Source organism: Siphonobacter sp. (genome assembly GCF_048595215.1).
Taxonomy (GTDB): domain Bacteria; phylum Bacteroidota; class Bacteroidia; order Cytophagales; family Spirosomataceae; genus Siphonobacter.
This window is the reverse complement of sequence record NZ_JBMDWJ010000384.1, coordinates 1-14,074: the sequence shown is the minus strand read 5'-3', so window position 1 is coordinate 14,074 and position 14,074 is coordinate 1. Positions and strand designations below refer to the sequence as shown.

12 protein-coding genes are annotated in these 14,074 nt (G+C 48.5%); 5 read left to right on the top strand and 7 right to left on the bottom strand.

What is annotated here, in order from left to right; all coding sequences use genetic code 11:
• Positions 1 to 183: 183 nt before the first annotated feature.
• The 3 genes from ACOJTG_RS23555 to ACOJTG_RS23545 form a co-directional block, all read right to left on the bottom strand.
• Positions 184 to 1,149 carry a helix-turn-helix transcriptional regulator gene (locus ACOJTG_RS23555; protein WP_420156052.1) on the bottom strand — a complete coding sequence of 322 codons (966 nt, stop codon included), beginning with the start codon at positions 1,147 to 1,149 and terminating at the stop codon, positions 184 to 186.
• Positions 1,150 to 1,248: 99 nt separating this feature from the next.
• Positions 1,249 to 1,785 (bottom strand): DUF1697 domain-containing protein, encoded by a 537-nt coding sequence (locus ACOJTG_RS23550; protein WP_420156051.1) that lies wholly within the window; start codon positions 1,783 to 1,785, stop codon positions 1,249 to 1,251.
• Positions 1,785 to 2,090 carry a putative quinol monooxygenase gene (locus tag ACOJTG_RS23545; RefSeq protein WP_420156050.1) on the bottom strand — a complete coding sequence of 102 codons (306 nt, stop codon included), beginning with the start codon at positions 2,088 to 2,090 and terminating at the stop codon, positions 1,785 to 1,787. The genes ACOJTG_RS23550 and ACOJTG_RS23545 overlap by 1 nt, the downstream gene beginning before the upstream one ends.
• A gap of 309 nt (positions 2,091 to 2,399) precedes the next feature.
• On the opposite strand from ACOJTG_RS23545, the gene ACOJTG_RS23540 reads away from it, so the two are divergent.
• The 4 genes from ACOJTG_RS23540 (at position 2,400) to ACOJTG_RS23525 (ending at position 6,817) form a co-directional block, all read left to right on the top strand.
• Complete coding sequence (locus ACOJTG_RS23540) at positions 2,400 to 3,686, top strand: MFS transporter (protein ID WP_420156049.1); 1,287 nt, start codon at positions 2,400 to 2,402, stop codon at positions 3,684 to 3,686.
• Between the two features lie 127 nt (positions 3,687 to 3,813).
• Positions 3,814 to 5,160: a M24 family metallopeptidase gene (locus ACOJTG_RS23535; protein WP_420156048.1), complete on the top strand. Its 1,347-nt coding sequence runs from the start codon at positions 3,814 to 3,816 to the stop codon at positions 5,158 to 5,160.
• 71 nt (positions 5,161 to 5,231) lie between these two features.
• The gene (locus ACOJTG_RS23530; RefSeq protein WP_420156047.1) at positions 5,232 to 6,323 is read left to right on the top strand and encodes a mechanosensitive ion channel family protein; all 1,092 of its coding nucleotides are present in this window, start codon (positions 5,232 to 5,234) and stop codon (positions 6,321 to 6,323) included.
• Positions 6,324 to 6,394: 71 nt separating this feature from the next.
• Positions 6,395 to 6,817, top strand: coding sequence for an EamA family transporter (locus tag ACOJTG_RS23525; protein ID WP_420156046.1), 423 nt, complete (start codon positions 6,395 to 6,397; stop codon positions 6,815 to 6,817).
• Here the strand turns inward: ACOJTG_RS23525 and ACOJTG_RS23520 are convergent, their stop codons facing one another.
• The 4 genes from ACOJTG_RS23520 to ACOJTG_RS23505 form a co-directional block, all read right to left on the bottom strand.
• The gene (locus ACOJTG_RS23520; RefSeq protein ID WP_420156045.1) at positions 6,818 to 7,318 is read right to left on the bottom strand and encodes a hypothetical protein; all 501 of its coding nucleotides are present in this window, start codon (positions 7,316 to 7,318) and stop codon (positions 6,818 to 6,820) included.
• Positions 7,319 to 7,434: 116 nt separating this feature from the next.
• Positions 7,435 to 8,037 (bottom strand): LURP-one-related/scramblase family protein, encoded by a 603-nt coding sequence (locus ACOJTG_RS23515; protein WP_420156044.1) that lies wholly within the window; start codon positions 8,035 to 8,037, stop codon positions 7,435 to 7,437.
• A gap of 129 nt (positions 8,038 to 8,166) precedes the next feature.
• On the bottom strand, positions 8,167 to 9,381 hold the full coding sequence (locus ACOJTG_RS23510) for a pyridoxal phosphate-dependent aminotransferase (protein ID WP_420156063.1): 1,215 nt from the start codon (positions 9,379 to 9,381) through the stop codon (positions 8,167 to 8,169).
• 204 nt (positions 9,382 to 9,585) lie between these two features.
• Positions 9,586 to 10,464, bottom strand: a complete 879-nt coding sequence (locus ACOJTG_RS23505) for a bestrophin family protein (RefSeq protein WP_420156043.1) — start codon at positions 10,462 to 10,464, stop codon at positions 9,586 to 9,588.
• A gap of 316 nt (positions 10,465 to 10,780) precedes the next feature.
• Between ACOJTG_RS23505 and ACOJTG_RS23500 the strand changes: the two genes are divergently transcribed.
• Positions 10,781 to 14,074: S41 family peptidase (locus tag ACOJTG_RS23500; protein ID WP_420156042.1), on the top strand; the 3,294-nt coding region annotated here is incomplete at its 3' end.

The window sequence follows — 14,074 nt, the reverse complement described above, 5'->3', positions numbered from 1 at the left end:
GGATAGGCTAATTCTCGACAGTCGTTTCATGGCTCTCATAACAATGTTCACAATAAGGTTATGAAATAGTTATGCTAGCTCAAATACGAGCATTATCCATTGATAATCAGCAACTATCCATTCCATTGATTGCTAATTTACGTAGATATATTTCCCCAAACCCAGAAATTATACTAGAGTGCTTTAGGAATCAATCGATACAGGATACATCTGCTGATACAGTTGCATTACACGGCTTCGAAGTTCTTCCTGCAAAGAAACCGGACGAACAATCCGGGCTTTTTCGGCAAATAATAAAAACCAGCGGACGAACATATCGGGCCAGGCTGAAACAAAGGTCATTTCAATCCATTCACCCCGGTCGATTTGCTCAACAAATCCGTACACGAATTTTTGCCGGTCAATATATTTCAGTATTTCCCGGTTAACTTCAATCACGATGGTATGCAGCTTTTGCTGGGCGGTAATTTTATTGAGGTAGTCTTTTAGTACGGGATGCTCGGTACTGAAAGGTAGCGTAGTGGCCTGTACGGAAACGAGGCGATCGACGCGGAAATCGCGGTAATCATTTCGTAAGCGACAGAATGCGATGACATGCCAGTGGTCGTAGGCGAAGAAGATACCAATGGGTTCGATGATGCGTTGCGTTGGCGTCTCCGTACCAAACGCCTGATACTGCACCTGCAGGCAACGTTGTTCGGTGATGCTTTTCAGGATGGGATTTAAAAAGGCGTTATCCGTATCTTGTAGAAAGTGAGGAGAGGTGTGCCGGATTTCGATATGCTGCTCCATGTGTTCGAGCAGTGATTTTTCGCTACTCTTCAGTACGGCCCGCACCTTGTACATAGCTGATCGGTAACTTTCGCGAATGGATTGATCCGTCAGTTTCTCGACCAGCTTTTCGGCGGTCAGGAAAGCCATGGCTTCTTCTTTGGTAAACATGACCGGCGGCAGGCGGTAGCCATCCATGATGGAATAGCCCACGCCCGCCTCCCCCAAAATGGGCACGCCTGCTTCACATAAGGTACTGATGTCGCGGTAAACAGTTCGGAGGCTAATCCCAAAACGTTCGGCAATATCCTGGGCTTTTACAATGCGGCGGGATTGCAACTGAATTAGAATGGCCGTTACACGGTCGATACGGTTCATGGCAACAGAGGGGCTTGGCTGAAAAAAAGGATTGATTCGATGAACCAATCCTTTACTCAAAGATACTATCCTGCGATGAATCCCGATAGAAGAGGCCATTTATTCCTGCATGAGCCGAACGAGTTCGTTTATCGTCCGCCAGTTGCGGGTGGTCGCGGTTACTTTCAGTTTCGTTTCAAAAAACGTATTCGATAGCTTCGTATTTCCGTAGCCTTTGGGGCAGCTCAGATAAACTTCCTGCTCTAAAATCTGAAACCATTCCGGCTGTAGATCAAGCTTCTGTAACGCTTCAATCCGAGCTGGGTCAGGTTGCTCAGCCAGGAAGGTTACGTACCAGGACTGCGAATCTTCTGGATTTGGAAAAGGATTTTTAGTCAGTACATCCTGTAGTTCTTCCAGGGTACGTACGAGTACCGATACCTGAAAACCATACTTCTCCAAAATCTTCTGCTGAATCTGTTCGACCAGAATCTCGCGGTTGGTTTGATCCGTTTCGAAGATGACGTTTCCGCTTTGGATGTACGTTTGCACTCGGCTCAGCGGCAGTTCTTCGTACAGAGCTTTCAATTCCTTCATGGAAATCTTCTTCTGTCCGCTTACATTAATTCCCCTGAGTAACGATACAAAGAGAGGCATTAGGCATGGGGCATTTTAGCAGCCAGCACGTTTACCTGCTCAATGATGGGAGGACTCGCCAGGAGTTCAGCCGCATTGGCGATCAGGGCCTCGGCGATCTCACCCGATAAGTGAGCCTGTCGACCTTTTTCGTGCGGGAACGTATCAAAAATTCCGAAGGTTGAAGGACTGATTTGAATAGCGTACCAACTAATCGTTTCCGTTTCTTCCTCCGCTAAATGTAAAGCCGCCTGAATAAACTCAGCGACTTCCTGCTCTTTTCCGGGTTTTGCTTCCAGGCGAACTAATAAAGCAACATTTACCATAATAAATTGACGATAGCGTTAAAATCAATGATAGTGAGTAACACAAATAACTTAAATAATTAGCAGTTTTTTATAGACTTTTTGAATTTTAAAGTCTATACGTTACAGAAAATTGCTTAGGCAATGACTGCTTCATTTCGTGCTTTTCTTTTTAATAGTACTTACGCAGTTTTGCAGATAACCGCGTCTTCCGGTTTTATATAAAAATACCGTACTTCCAGCAGCGGGTTTATCAGCTTTCATTTTTATATCTGCCTGAATCCGCGTATTTTCCGGCCAGTCGACTCGCTTACTAACCTCTTTGCTCCCTTGACTTCCATTTCAAAACGCAGGCTTACGGCCATCTTTGGCGGTTCCGTTGGTAATCTAGTAGAATGGTACGACTGGTATACGTATTCAGCTTTTGCCCTGTACTTTTCCGCCTCCTTTTTTCCTTCCGATAATTCTACCGCCCAACTACTGAATACGGCGGGAATTTTTGCCATTGGCTTTCTGATGCGGCCCATTGGAGGCTGGTTATTCGGCACGCTGGCTGATCGCGTGGGTCGCAAACGCTCCATGACGCTCTCGGTATTACTGATGTCCTTGGGTTCGCTCCTCATTGCCGTTACTCCCACCTACCGGCAGATCGGCCTGTTGGCTCCGGCTCTGCTGGTACTGGCCCGCTTGCTCCAGGGCCTTAGCGTCGGCGGCGAATATGGCGTATCTGCGACTTACCTGAGCGAAATGGCTACGTCCCATCGACGAGGCTTTTATTCGAGTTTCCAGTACGTCACGCTCATTGGTGGTCAACTGATGGCTCTGGGTATTCAGTTGATCTTACAAAAGCTTTTGCTTACGGAAGAACAAATCCATGCCTGGGGCTGGCGTATTCCCTTTGTAATTGGAGCCCTGCTTTCAGTCATTGCTTTGTACCTGCGGCAACATCTGGATGAAACCCGAGCGTTTGAAGAAGCTTCGACGCAACGAAAAAAGGGGAGCATAGCAGAATTGCTCCGACATCCGAAAGCCGTTCTGACCGTCGTTGGACTCACGTCAGGGGGTACGCTGGCTTTTTACACCTACACCACGTACATGCAAAAGTTTCTGGTGAATACGGTACACTTGAGCAAAAGTGAATCGACGCTAATTTCTTTTCTCTCCTTATTCATTTTTGCATTACTACAACCGCTCTTTGGACTGCTATCCGATCACATTGGTCGTCGGCCACTTTTGCTGGGTTTTGGCATACTGGGTACGCTCGGCACGGTGCCCCTGCTTACGGCTCTGAGTCACGCGTCGGGACAAGGAGAAGCCTTTGTACTGTTGTTGATAGCGTTGGTCATTGTCAGTGGGTATACGAGCATCAACGCCGTCGTGAAGGCGGAGCTGTTTCCTGCGGAAATCCGGGCTCTTGGGGTGGGTCTGCCTTACGCATTGGCGGTTGCCCTTTTCGGCGGGACGGCTGAATACATAGCCTTGCTCTTCAAAAACCTGGGACACGAATCATACTTCTACTGGTACGTTACCGGAGCCATTTTTACTTCACTGCTGGTGTACGTCTTTATGAAAGATACCAAATACACGTCTAAATTGAATGCCGAAACGGATGGCTAGTATAAGTTGATCCAGGTTGAGTCCGTAACCATTCCAGAGCAAAAATCACGTATAGATTACATTCTTGGTCTTTTAAACGTAAGCGGCAACTAGGACTGCTGTAGTACTTCACTTGTCCCATTAAACCATGCATAAACGCTACCTGCTCAGTCTTTATCTCGTCTTGTCTTTGTTTTCGGTTCAAGCACAAACCGTCATTCTCAACGAACGGGCTCGTGCAGCTACGATTGATGATGTACTGGAAGATCGTCTGGAAAACCTGTTACCGCGTTTGATGCGTCGGGAAGGCATTGATCTCTGGGTTTTGATCTCGCGGGAGTACAACGAAGACCCGGTCATGCGAACCATGTTGCCGAGTACCTGGCTTTCGGCCCGCCGCCGTACCATCATGGTTTTCTATGATCCGGGAGCGAACAAACCGCTGGAAAAACTAGCCATTGCCCGGTATGACGTAGGTACGCTGCTGAAAGGCGAGTGGGATTTAAGTGCCAATCCTGACCAGTGGGATGCGTTGGTGAAGGTGATTCAGCAAAAGAATCCGAAGAAAATCGGGCTTAACTTCTCGCAGTACTTCGGGCATGCCGACGGACTGACGTACACCGAACAGGGCGAGTTCATGAAAAAGTTACCCAAAGCATTTCATGACCGCATTCAGTCGGCCGACCGGCTGGCCATCAGCTGGCTCGAAACCCGTACCGAAAAGGAAATGGTGTTGTACCCGATGATTTGTCGGCTTTCGCACGAACTGATTGCGGAAGCGTTTTCGGAAAAAGTGATTCAGCCGGGCGTAACCACCACCGACGATGTGGTTTGGTACCTGCGGCAACGGGTAACGGATCTAGGACTGGCTACCTGGTTTCATCCGACCGTAGACATTCAGCGAGCCGATGATCAACGCTTCGATCACCTGCGAACGTTTTCCAAACGTCCTGGTACGCAAGTCATTTTGCCGGGCGATCTGCTCCACGTTGATTTTGGAATTACCTACCTACGTCTCAATACGGATCAGCAACAACACGCCTATGTACTAAAGCCGGGAGAAACCGACGTTCCGGAGTTTCTGAAAAAAGCCTTTCGTCAGGGAAATCGGCTACAGGATATTTTAACGCAACGCTTTAAAGCCGGGAAAACGGGAAATGGTATACTCGAAGAAGCCCTTAAACAGGCCGAAAGCGAGGGGATCCTGGGTAGCATTTACTCGCACCCGATTGGCTTTCACGGCCACGCAGCCGGTCCCGCCATTGGCATGTGGGACAATCAGAAGCAGGTAAAAGGTACGGGCGATTACCCGCTTTTTGAACAGACGGGGTATTCCATTGAACTGAACGTAGCCGTACGCGTGGAGGAGTGGAATAAAACGGTTCGGATTATGCTCGAAGAAGATGGTTATTACGATGCAGCGGGTTTTCGGTACATCGATGGACGGCAAACGGAAATTTTTACCATTCCTCGCCGGGCTCCGCACCTGAAGTAAGCGTACGGGTTTCTAAAAAACACTCCACGCCCGAAATGTGTTACGTTGGCTAGTACTTTACTCGTTTTCCCATGAATGCCTTCCTGCAGAACTTATCACAATACCTGCCGGATTATCTCTGGAATCTGTGCGTCATTGTCTTTTCGATCCTGATTGGCGTCATCCTGAAATATCTGGTCGTACCCGTCATCCGGAAGCTCACGGCTCGTGAACTGCCCTACTCCATTTTCCGCTCATCGATCCGGCATTTCAAGTCCATTCTGATTTTCCTGATTCCGTTACTCGTGTTTAATACGCTCTTTCCGCTCATGCACCTGGAACGAGCCTCCCGCATAACCATCAACCGAATCCTTGAAATTTGCATTACCATTGCCTTCGCCGTCATTCTGATCAAGCTTGTTCGGGTACTGGAAGACTACTTGTACCATTTCTTTGACTCCAACAAAATCGATAACCTCCGCGAACGCAAGCTTCGTACGCAGATTCAGTTCATCCGGAAATTCGTCATTTCGCTTATCGTCATCTTATGTTCGGCGGCCGTACTGCTCAACTTTGAAAGTATGCGGAAGATCGGAGCTGGTTTGTTGACGGGCGTGGGGATTGGCGGTATTATCATTGGTTTTGCCGCTCAGAAGTCCCTTGGAAATCTACTGGCCGGATTTCAGATTGCCTTTACCCAACCTATCCGGATCGACGATGTAGTGATTGTGGAAGGCGAATGGGGAAAGGTGGAAGAAATTACGTTAACGTATGTCGTCATCAACATCTGGGATAAACGCCGCCTGATTCTCCCAATTACGTATTTCATCGAAAAGCCTTTCCAGAACTGGACCCGTACTACCGCCGAAATTCTGGGCGTCGTTTTTATCTATACGGATTTCACGCTTCCCATCGAGCCCGTTCGCCAAGAACTTAGTCGCTTACTACGCAGCAATTCGCTCTGGGACGGCAAGGTAGACGTATTGCAGGTAACCGACTTTACCGAACGCAGTATGCAGATTCGATGTCTGATGAGCTGCCGTAACTCCGGCGATGCTTTTGATTTACGTTGTTACGTACGCGAACACCTGATTACGTTCATCCAGAACAACTACCCCGAAACACTGGCTCGTACCCGGATTGTCCTGGAATCGCCGGATACATCCAGTAATAATCCCTTCTGATTCAGTGACTAATACGTCAGGCTGGAACGCTCCTTTTTGGATAACAGGTCTGCACTTATCCTCTGACTTGTATGTGGATTGTATTCGCCTTGCTGGCGGCACTCTCGGCCGCTATTGTGGTTATTTTCTCAAAAATTGGAGTCAAGGACATCGATTCAAATCTGGCCTTCGCTATTCAGTCCGTACTCATCATTATTGTAGCCTGGAGCGTAGTCGCCTGGCAGGGCAGCCTTAGTCAGGTTACCCGCATTGAACGTCGTACCTGGGTATTTCTGATTCTAGCCGGTATTATTACCTGTCTTTCCTCGCTGTTCAGTTTTCGGGCTCTCAAGCTCGGTGAGGCAGGAAAGGTTTCGCCCATTACGAACCTTTCCTTTGTACTGGCTCTGATTTTCGGTATCGTTTTCCTGAAAGAAAAAATCAATTGGGTTGTGATTGCCGGAGCTGTACTTATGGCCATTGGCGGCGTTATGATTGCCACCGCCCGCGAGTAGTTACTGAATGAGCAAATCGCCGTGGCCTTTTCGAACACAGGTACCGTCGATGAACTTGTAGTACATCCGAACGGTATCCTTAGGAGCCGTAGCTTTTACATTGATCAGTGAAACGCCGGTGAAAACCGTGTCGCGGGAAAGAATTACTTTGAAATCCTGATCGACCAAGCGAATCTGTACGCGAGTTGCGGAATCTTTCTTTACATACAGGCTAAAAATACCATCGCTGGGATTGGGGTACGCGAATATGTTGTGCGTATGCGGAGTTGTGCATACGGTTTCGTTAGTGGTTGAAAACAGCTTTTCCTCCTGCTCCACCCAAGTATCGTTGAATTTCCAGTCGGTTGAATCCGTACTGATAATGATGCCACTAGCATTGGTTCTGGTGATGCCGGTAAAGTAAATCTTTTTCGGTTGCTCAGGCTTTTCGATTTCTGGGTCTTTATCTTTTTTACAGGCAAAGAATACTAGGGCGAGTAGCAAGTAATGGAAGTTTTTCATGGTAGCGGAAAGGTTATGGGTTTAGAACCCGGGCTGAAACTAAGGGTATACGTCTGTATTTACAAGTCAAATCGTTTTTACCTTCGTTCAGCCCTTCGCTTCCAGTAGCTACTTAATCATCGCTCTTTTAGCACCATATCAATGGTAATAGCGGTTGAAACAATCGCCATTTTCCTCCGATCTTCCACCACAGATTCGTTGATGGACACTACGTATTTGTCCGCGGAAGTAAAGAGTTCCCGCATGGCTCCGTTCCATTTTTTGGAGATCGTCCCGATCACTTGCCCGTTGGGATCCGTAATCGTGAAATCCCAGGCTTTCCAGTCACCATTAATTTCCGCAACCACCTGCCCGTATTCATCCGTAATGATGAATCGAGGTTTGAAGAGTTTAAATTTCTGCTGAATTGAACCCAGCTTAACCCCCAGGGAATCGGTAATCGTAATGCTTGACATAAAGAAGGTCCAGCCCCGATGAATGGTGGTCTGTACAACGCCCTGGTTGTCCAAAATTTCGAGCGTAAACGGCATCATCTTTTTTATGTCGCCGAGTACGCGTAAAATCTTATGAAACGTAGAGACCCGCTGCTGAATCAGGCCCATCGCTTCACCCGTATCACTAAATACCTGATACGCGTTTGAGAATTTGAAAAGACCTACTTTTTCGTCAATCAGGAAGGTATTACAATCAAAAAATTTGGAATAGCGGGGAGAGGACATTTGAGTAATCTGGAAAGTTTTTGAAAAAGAAGAGGTTGAGTGTAGGCATTGCTTGCCGACGGGGCGTAAGAAAGCCTGCAAGGTTTCCCTTGCAGGCTGTACGCAAACAGGCAATAAAATCCAAAAATCTTAGTTCAGTCGGGCTACGGCTGCTTTGATACGGTCACAAGCTTCGGCCAGTTGCTCATCGGCTGCCGCCGTTGAAATCCGCATGCAGTTCGGGGCCCCGAAACCGGAACCCGCCACCGTGGCTACGTGAGCCTGATCAAGTAGCCAGTTGCAGAAATCGTCTGAATTATTAATCGTCGTAGTACCGTCTGATTTTCCGAAATACGCACTGATGTCGGGGAAGGCATAGAATGCTCCATCGGGTACATTGACTTTGAATCCGGGGATTTCTTTCAGCTTTCCAACCACCAGTTCGCGGCGACGCTGATAAGCTTCCTTCATTTTCTTGGCATCATCCAGGGGACCATTAAAGGCCGCTACCGCCGCTTTCTGGGCGATCGAGTTCGTACCCGAAGTAACCTGACCCTGTAGTTTTTCTACGCCATCGGCAATCCACTTGACGGCTCCGATGAAACCAATCCGCCAGCCCGTCATGGCGTGGCCTTTGGCTACCCCATTTACGGTAATGACGCGATCCTTGATTTCAGGAATCGAACCGATACTAAAATGGCCTTCCGCCGTGAAGTTGATGTATTCGTAAATTTCGTCGGCCACAACGAACACGTTTTCGTGACGAGCTACGACCTCACCAATCGCCCGCAATTCAGCTTCCGAGTATACGGAGCCCGTCGGGTTATTAGGCGATGCGAACATGACGACCTTGGTTTTAGGCGTAATGGCGGCTTCAAACTGCTCGGCCGTAACCTTGAAGTTATTTTCAAAAGCTCCGTCAATTACTACGGATGTACCTTCGGCAAGCTTCACCATTTCGGAGTAGCTCACCCAGTACGGAGCAAAAATGACGACTTCATCGCCGGGGTTTACCAGTACTTGCAGCACGTTGGCCAGCGAGTGTTTGGCTCCGGTTGAAACCACGATATTTTCGGGTTTCCAGTCAATATTATTATCACGCTTCAGCTTATCGGCAATGGCTTTCCGCAAATCGGGATAGCCTGCAACGGGCGAATAACCGTGGAAACCATCGTCGATGGCTTTCTTGGCGGCTTCGCAAATGTGTTGCGGGGTTTTGAAATCGGGTTCACCCACAGAAAGGCTGATGACCTTGTGTCCTTGGGCGGCCAATTCGCGGGCTTTTTTCGTCATGCCCAGCGTCGATGACTCTTCCAACGCGTTGATACGGTCGGCTAGTCTCACTTCCAGTTCTGCCACTGCCATTTGAATACGTAATTTTTGATTAGAATAATCCTGTAATTGCCACGGGGCAAAATCGGCGGCAAAGGTACGTGTTTTCAACGCAAGAATGCACTATAAACTGGCTGATTTTTAACGAGAAGCTTAATTATTTACGAGACCGCTAAAAAAAGCTTTCCTCCCTTGAAAAAATGAAAAAATAAGTGCTCGAATACCCTTCTTCTTTCTTCATAATAAATCGCCGATTGCCTTACGTATACCCGTTGAAATATCTTCGGTTGGTAAATCATTGTAATCCCTGCCAAAAGGGTCTTCGATTTCCTCCGCAATTTCCTCTAAACTGGACAGTACATAGAAAATAAAAAGTACCATCGGGATCACGGAGTAGTGCAGCGTAAGTACGTAGCCAAAGGGTAGGGAAAGGCAGTAAATGGAAATAAATTTCTTGAGAAACAAACTGTACGAAAAAGGAATCGGGGTCTTTTTGATCCGTTCACAACCACCCAGAATGTCGGTAAACGACTGGAATTCGGGATTGAGTACTAGCAAATGCTCGGGACGGATGATGCCTTTCTGGTACAACTCATCCATCTTACTAAAAATCCGCATGGCCATCTGGTTCGGTACGTGTTGCTCCGGATTCAGATCGGCCGGGTTAAAGCCGGGAGCGGCTTTGAGGTCTTCCGCTACAAAGACGCCACGTAAATGATTTTTCAGCGAAAAGGCGTAGTTGGGGATCATGTGCCGGAAAAAGGCCCGATCGTCGGCATAGTCCTGGGGAATAATATGGGCCAGTTTAATGGCCATATTTCGGGAATTATTCACCAGACTTCCCCAGAGCTTTCGTCCCTCCCACCAGCGATCATACGCCGAATTGGTACGAAAAACCAGTAAAAGCGACATAACGAAACCCAGTAACGAATGAGCCGTAGCGACGCTTCTCAGGTCCGAATTCGGGCCGGGATGCCAGAATTCAAGTACCAGCACGGCAACGATTGTTGTATAGACCGTCATCCCGAATAGAAGTGGAGCCAGTCGATGGATGGTTTCTGCTTTGTGAATGCGAAAGACGGCTTTAAACCAGTCTTTGGAATTATACTCGACCATGAAAGGGTTTTGAGTTTAAGGTTTAGTATCGAGTGCGTGCATTTTGCTCGGCTAGCTTACATTATTTATCCCGGATTTGTACGCAATCCCACGTTACTCTATTGTTAAAAAAATCGTGGCTGGCCGTGGTAAACCTACGGATACAGGGTTAAAACCGTATACTTGTCTCCCCCCTCTTCCATCAAACGCCGCCAAATCACTCTACGCCTTACCATCCATCCATGATTCGCTAACAACTATCAACCAATCACACCAAATACAACCTCAAGCTGCTAATTTGCATCATACATTTCATACGACACCAATTTCCTCCTCCATGCGTCATTTACTCCTGACGGCTCTGGGAGCTTTACTTCTGGCACAAAGTCCGGAACTGAAAGCCCAGAATTCCAATGAAACCTTGCTGGTGCGTCAGCCTACATTATCCAAAACGCACATTGCTTTCACCTACGGCGGTGATCTTTGGATTGCCAACCGGGATGGTTCACAACCCCGTCGGCTTACGGTTGCTCCTGGTACAGAAAGTGGCCCTTTGTTCTCTCCGGATGGACAAACCATTGCCTTCACTGGTACCTACGACGGCAACGCCGACATCTATACCATTTCGATTAACGGCGGTGAACCCAAACGCGTAACCTGGCACCCTAGTACGGATGTAGTGCGTAGCTGGTCGCCCGATGGTAAACACCTGCTGTTTACGTCGACGGCCAACTCAACCACGCCCCGCTATCCAAAACTGTTCACCGTATCGCTCAATGGAGAATTACCGCAGGAATTACCCATTATCATGAGCGGGAACTGGGCCAGTTACTCGCCCGACGGTCAGACGATTGCGTATACGACCATTACGGATGCCTTCAACACCTGGAAACGCTACCGGGGCGGGATGACGACGCCCATTCGTCTGGTGAATACGAAAACGATGGATTCGGAGCTGATTCCGCACGTGAATGCCTCGGACGTTCAGCCCGTGTGGATTGGTTCGAAAGTCTATTTTCTTTCGGATCGGAATCGAATCATGAACGTGTTTGAATTTGATCGTTCGACTAAGCAGGTCAAACAAATCACGCAATACACGGATTATGACGTTAAAACGCTGACGGGTAACGGATCGGAGCTAGTTTTTGAATACGCTGGACGTCTGCATACCCTGGAACCTTCTTCGGGTAAAGCTACCCCGGTACCCATCAGTATATCTCCCGAAATTCTGGCTTTGCGACCCACCTGGAAAAATGTTTCCAACATGATTCGGAATGCCAGCCTTTCACCCAGCGGGGTACGCGTAGCGATCGAAGCTCGTGGCGATATCTATACCGTTCCGGCAAAAAAAGGGGATTGGCGTAACCTGACGCACAGCGATGGTACCCACGACCGCGACCCGATCTGGTCACCCAAAGGAGACAAAATTGCTTACGTATCCGACGCCTCCGGCGAATACCAGTTGCATCTGGTGGATCAGAAAGGCGAGAAAGAACCGGAAGTTATTTCGCTGGGCGAGCCTTCCTTCTATCGCCTGACGGAGTTTTCGCCCGATGGAAAGAAAATCCTGTATCAGGACAAGAAGCTGAACCTCTGGTACATGGATTTGTCGGCAAAGAAACCCGTTAAAGTAGCGACGGATACCTACGGACCGAGTACTAATCTGGAGGGGCATTTTTCGCCCGATAGCAAATGGATTGTGTATTCCGAAAAGCAGGTCAATTACCTGAATACCGTTTTCCTGCACGAAATCGCAACGGGCAAAGCAACGGCCATTACCGATGGCAAGAGTGATGCCGGTAATGCAGTATTCAGCCGGGATGGCAAGTACGTATTCTTCACAGCCAGTACGAATACCGGTACAACCGTAAGTGGGCTGGACATGAGTGCCTACGATCGGCGGGTGACGAGCAATATGTATGTGGTGGTATTGAATGCGAAAGATCCTTCCCCTTTCGCTCCGGAATCGGACGAAGAGAAGGTTTCTGACTCGGAAAAAGGTAACGATGAGAAGAAAGCAGACGAGAAGAAGTCCGATAAAAAAGACGACAGTAAAAAAGATAAAAAGTCCGACGCCGCGAAGAAAGACGAGCCCAAGAAAGATGAGCCGACGCCGAAAGTCGTCGTGGATTTGGAGGACATTGGCCAACGCATTCTGGCACTCCCTATTCCGGCGGCTGCTCTCGGTAATCTGGCCGTAGCCGATGGGGGTAAACTCTTCTACGTTAATTACGGCGACGCGGTAACGGCTCCATCCCTCAATCGGTTTGATCTGAAGGAACGCAAGTCTGAACCCTTCCTGCCGGGCGTAGCGGGCTACACGCTCAGTGCCGATGGCAAAAAACTCTTGTATTTCTCGGGCGGCTCTAATGTAGGTATTGTAGACATCGGTGGAAAAGTGAATCCGGGTGATGGCAAAGTAGACGCCAGCGGTTTACAGGCACTGGTTGATCCCCGCCACGAGTGGAAGCAGATGATCGACGAATTCTGGCGGATTGAGCGGGATTACTTCTATGTGCCCAACATGCACGGAGCTGATTGGAAAGGCGTAAAGGAAAAATACGCGAAATTTCTGCCCTACGTCGCTCACCGTTCCGATCTTAATTATCTGATTGGCGAGATGATGGGTGAAATGGTGGTTGGACACAACTACGTATCCGGGGGTGATTTTCCGGAAGTAAAACCCATTCAGATTGGCTTACTGGGAGCCGATTACGAAACGGCCAATGGTTACTACCGCTTCAAGAAAGTGTACAACGGTGAAAACTGGAATCCAAACCTGAAAGCTCCGCTGACCCAGCCGGGCGTTAACGTCAAAGCGGGCGAATACCTGATTGCCGTTAATGGTCGTCCGCTGCGGGCTACGGATAACGTTTATAGTTTCTTCGAAAATCTGGTGGGTAAGCAGGTGATACTGAAAGTCAACAGTAAACCCAGCGAATCTGGTGCCCGTACCGTAACGGTCGTGCCAATTGCCAACGAAACAGGCCTCCGTCAGATGGATTGGGTGGAAGGTAACCGCCGCAAAGTAGACGCGGCAACGGGTGGCAAAGTGGCTTACGTATACCTGCCCAACACGGGCTCCGATGGATACACGTTCTTCAACCGCTACTATTACAGTCAGCTGGATAAAGACGCAGTGATTATTGATGAACGTTTCAACGGCGGTGGTTTCGTGGCGGATTACATCATTGATATGCTAAACCGGCCGCTGCTGAGCTACTGGAACGGTCGGGAAGGTAAATCCTTTACGTCACCCGCTGCTTCTATCTACGGGCCTAAGGTGATGATCGTTAATGAGTACGCGGGTTCGGGTGGTGATGCCTTGCCGAATTTCTTCCGTCGCCGGAATCTGGGTACCATTATTGGAAAGCGTACCTGGGGTGGACTCGTGGGTATTTCGGGCTATCCTTCGCTGATTGACGGTGGTTCCGTTACTTCGCCTAGCTTTGGTATCTACTCGCCCGATGGAAAATGGGAAGTAGAAAACATCGGCGTAGCTCCGGATATTGAAGTCGAAATGACGCCGAAGGATACGCAGAATGGCAAAGATCCCCAACTGGAAAAAGCCATTGAAACCGTAATGGATCAACTTAAAAAGAATCCGGTGAAACGTCTGGAAGCTCCCGCT

Excerpts from the sequence above, each read along its gene's own strand:
- ACOJTG_RS23515 (WP_420156044.1), bottom strand. The coding sequence starts at position 8,037 with ATGTCCTCTCCCCGCTATTCCAAATTTTTTGATTGTAATACCTTCCTG.
- ACOJTG_RS23550 (WP_420156051.1), bottom strand. The coding sequence starts at position 1,785 with ATGCCTCTCTTTGTATCGTTACTCAGGGGAATTAATGTAAGCGGACAG.
- ACOJTG_RS23555 (WP_420156052.1), bottom strand. The coding sequence starts at position 1,149 with ATGAACCGTATCGACCGTGTAACGGCCATTCTAATTCAGTTGCAATCC.
- ACOJTG_RS23545 (WP_420156050.1), bottom strand. The coding sequence starts at position 2,090 with ATGGTAAATGTTGCTTTATTAGTTCGCCTGGAAGCAAAACCCGGAAAA.
- ACOJTG_RS23505 (WP_420156043.1), bottom strand. The coding sequence starts at position 10,464 with ATGGTCGAGTATAATTCCAAAGACTGGTTTAAAGCCGTCTTTCGCATT.
- ACOJTG_RS23535 (WP_420156048.1), top strand. The coding sequence starts at position 3,814 with ATGCATAAACGCTACCTGCTCAGTCTTTATCTCGTCTTGTCTTTGTTT.
- ACOJTG_RS23520 (WP_420156045.1), bottom strand. The coding sequence starts at position 7,318 with ATGAAAAACTTCCATTACTTGCTACTCGCCCTAGTATTCTTTGCCTGT.
- ACOJTG_RS23510 (WP_420156063.1), bottom strand. The coding sequence starts at position 9,381 with ATGGCAGTGGCAGAACTGGAAGTGAGACTAGCCGACCGTATCAACGCG.
- ACOJTG_RS23530 (WP_420156047.1), top strand. The coding sequence starts at position 5,232 with ATGAATGCCTTCCTGCAGAACTTATCACAATACCTGCCGGATTATCTC.
- ACOJTG_RS23525 (WP_420156046.1), top strand. The coding sequence starts at position 6,395 with ATGTGGATTGTATTCGCCTTGCTGGCGGCACTCTCGGCCGCTATTGTG.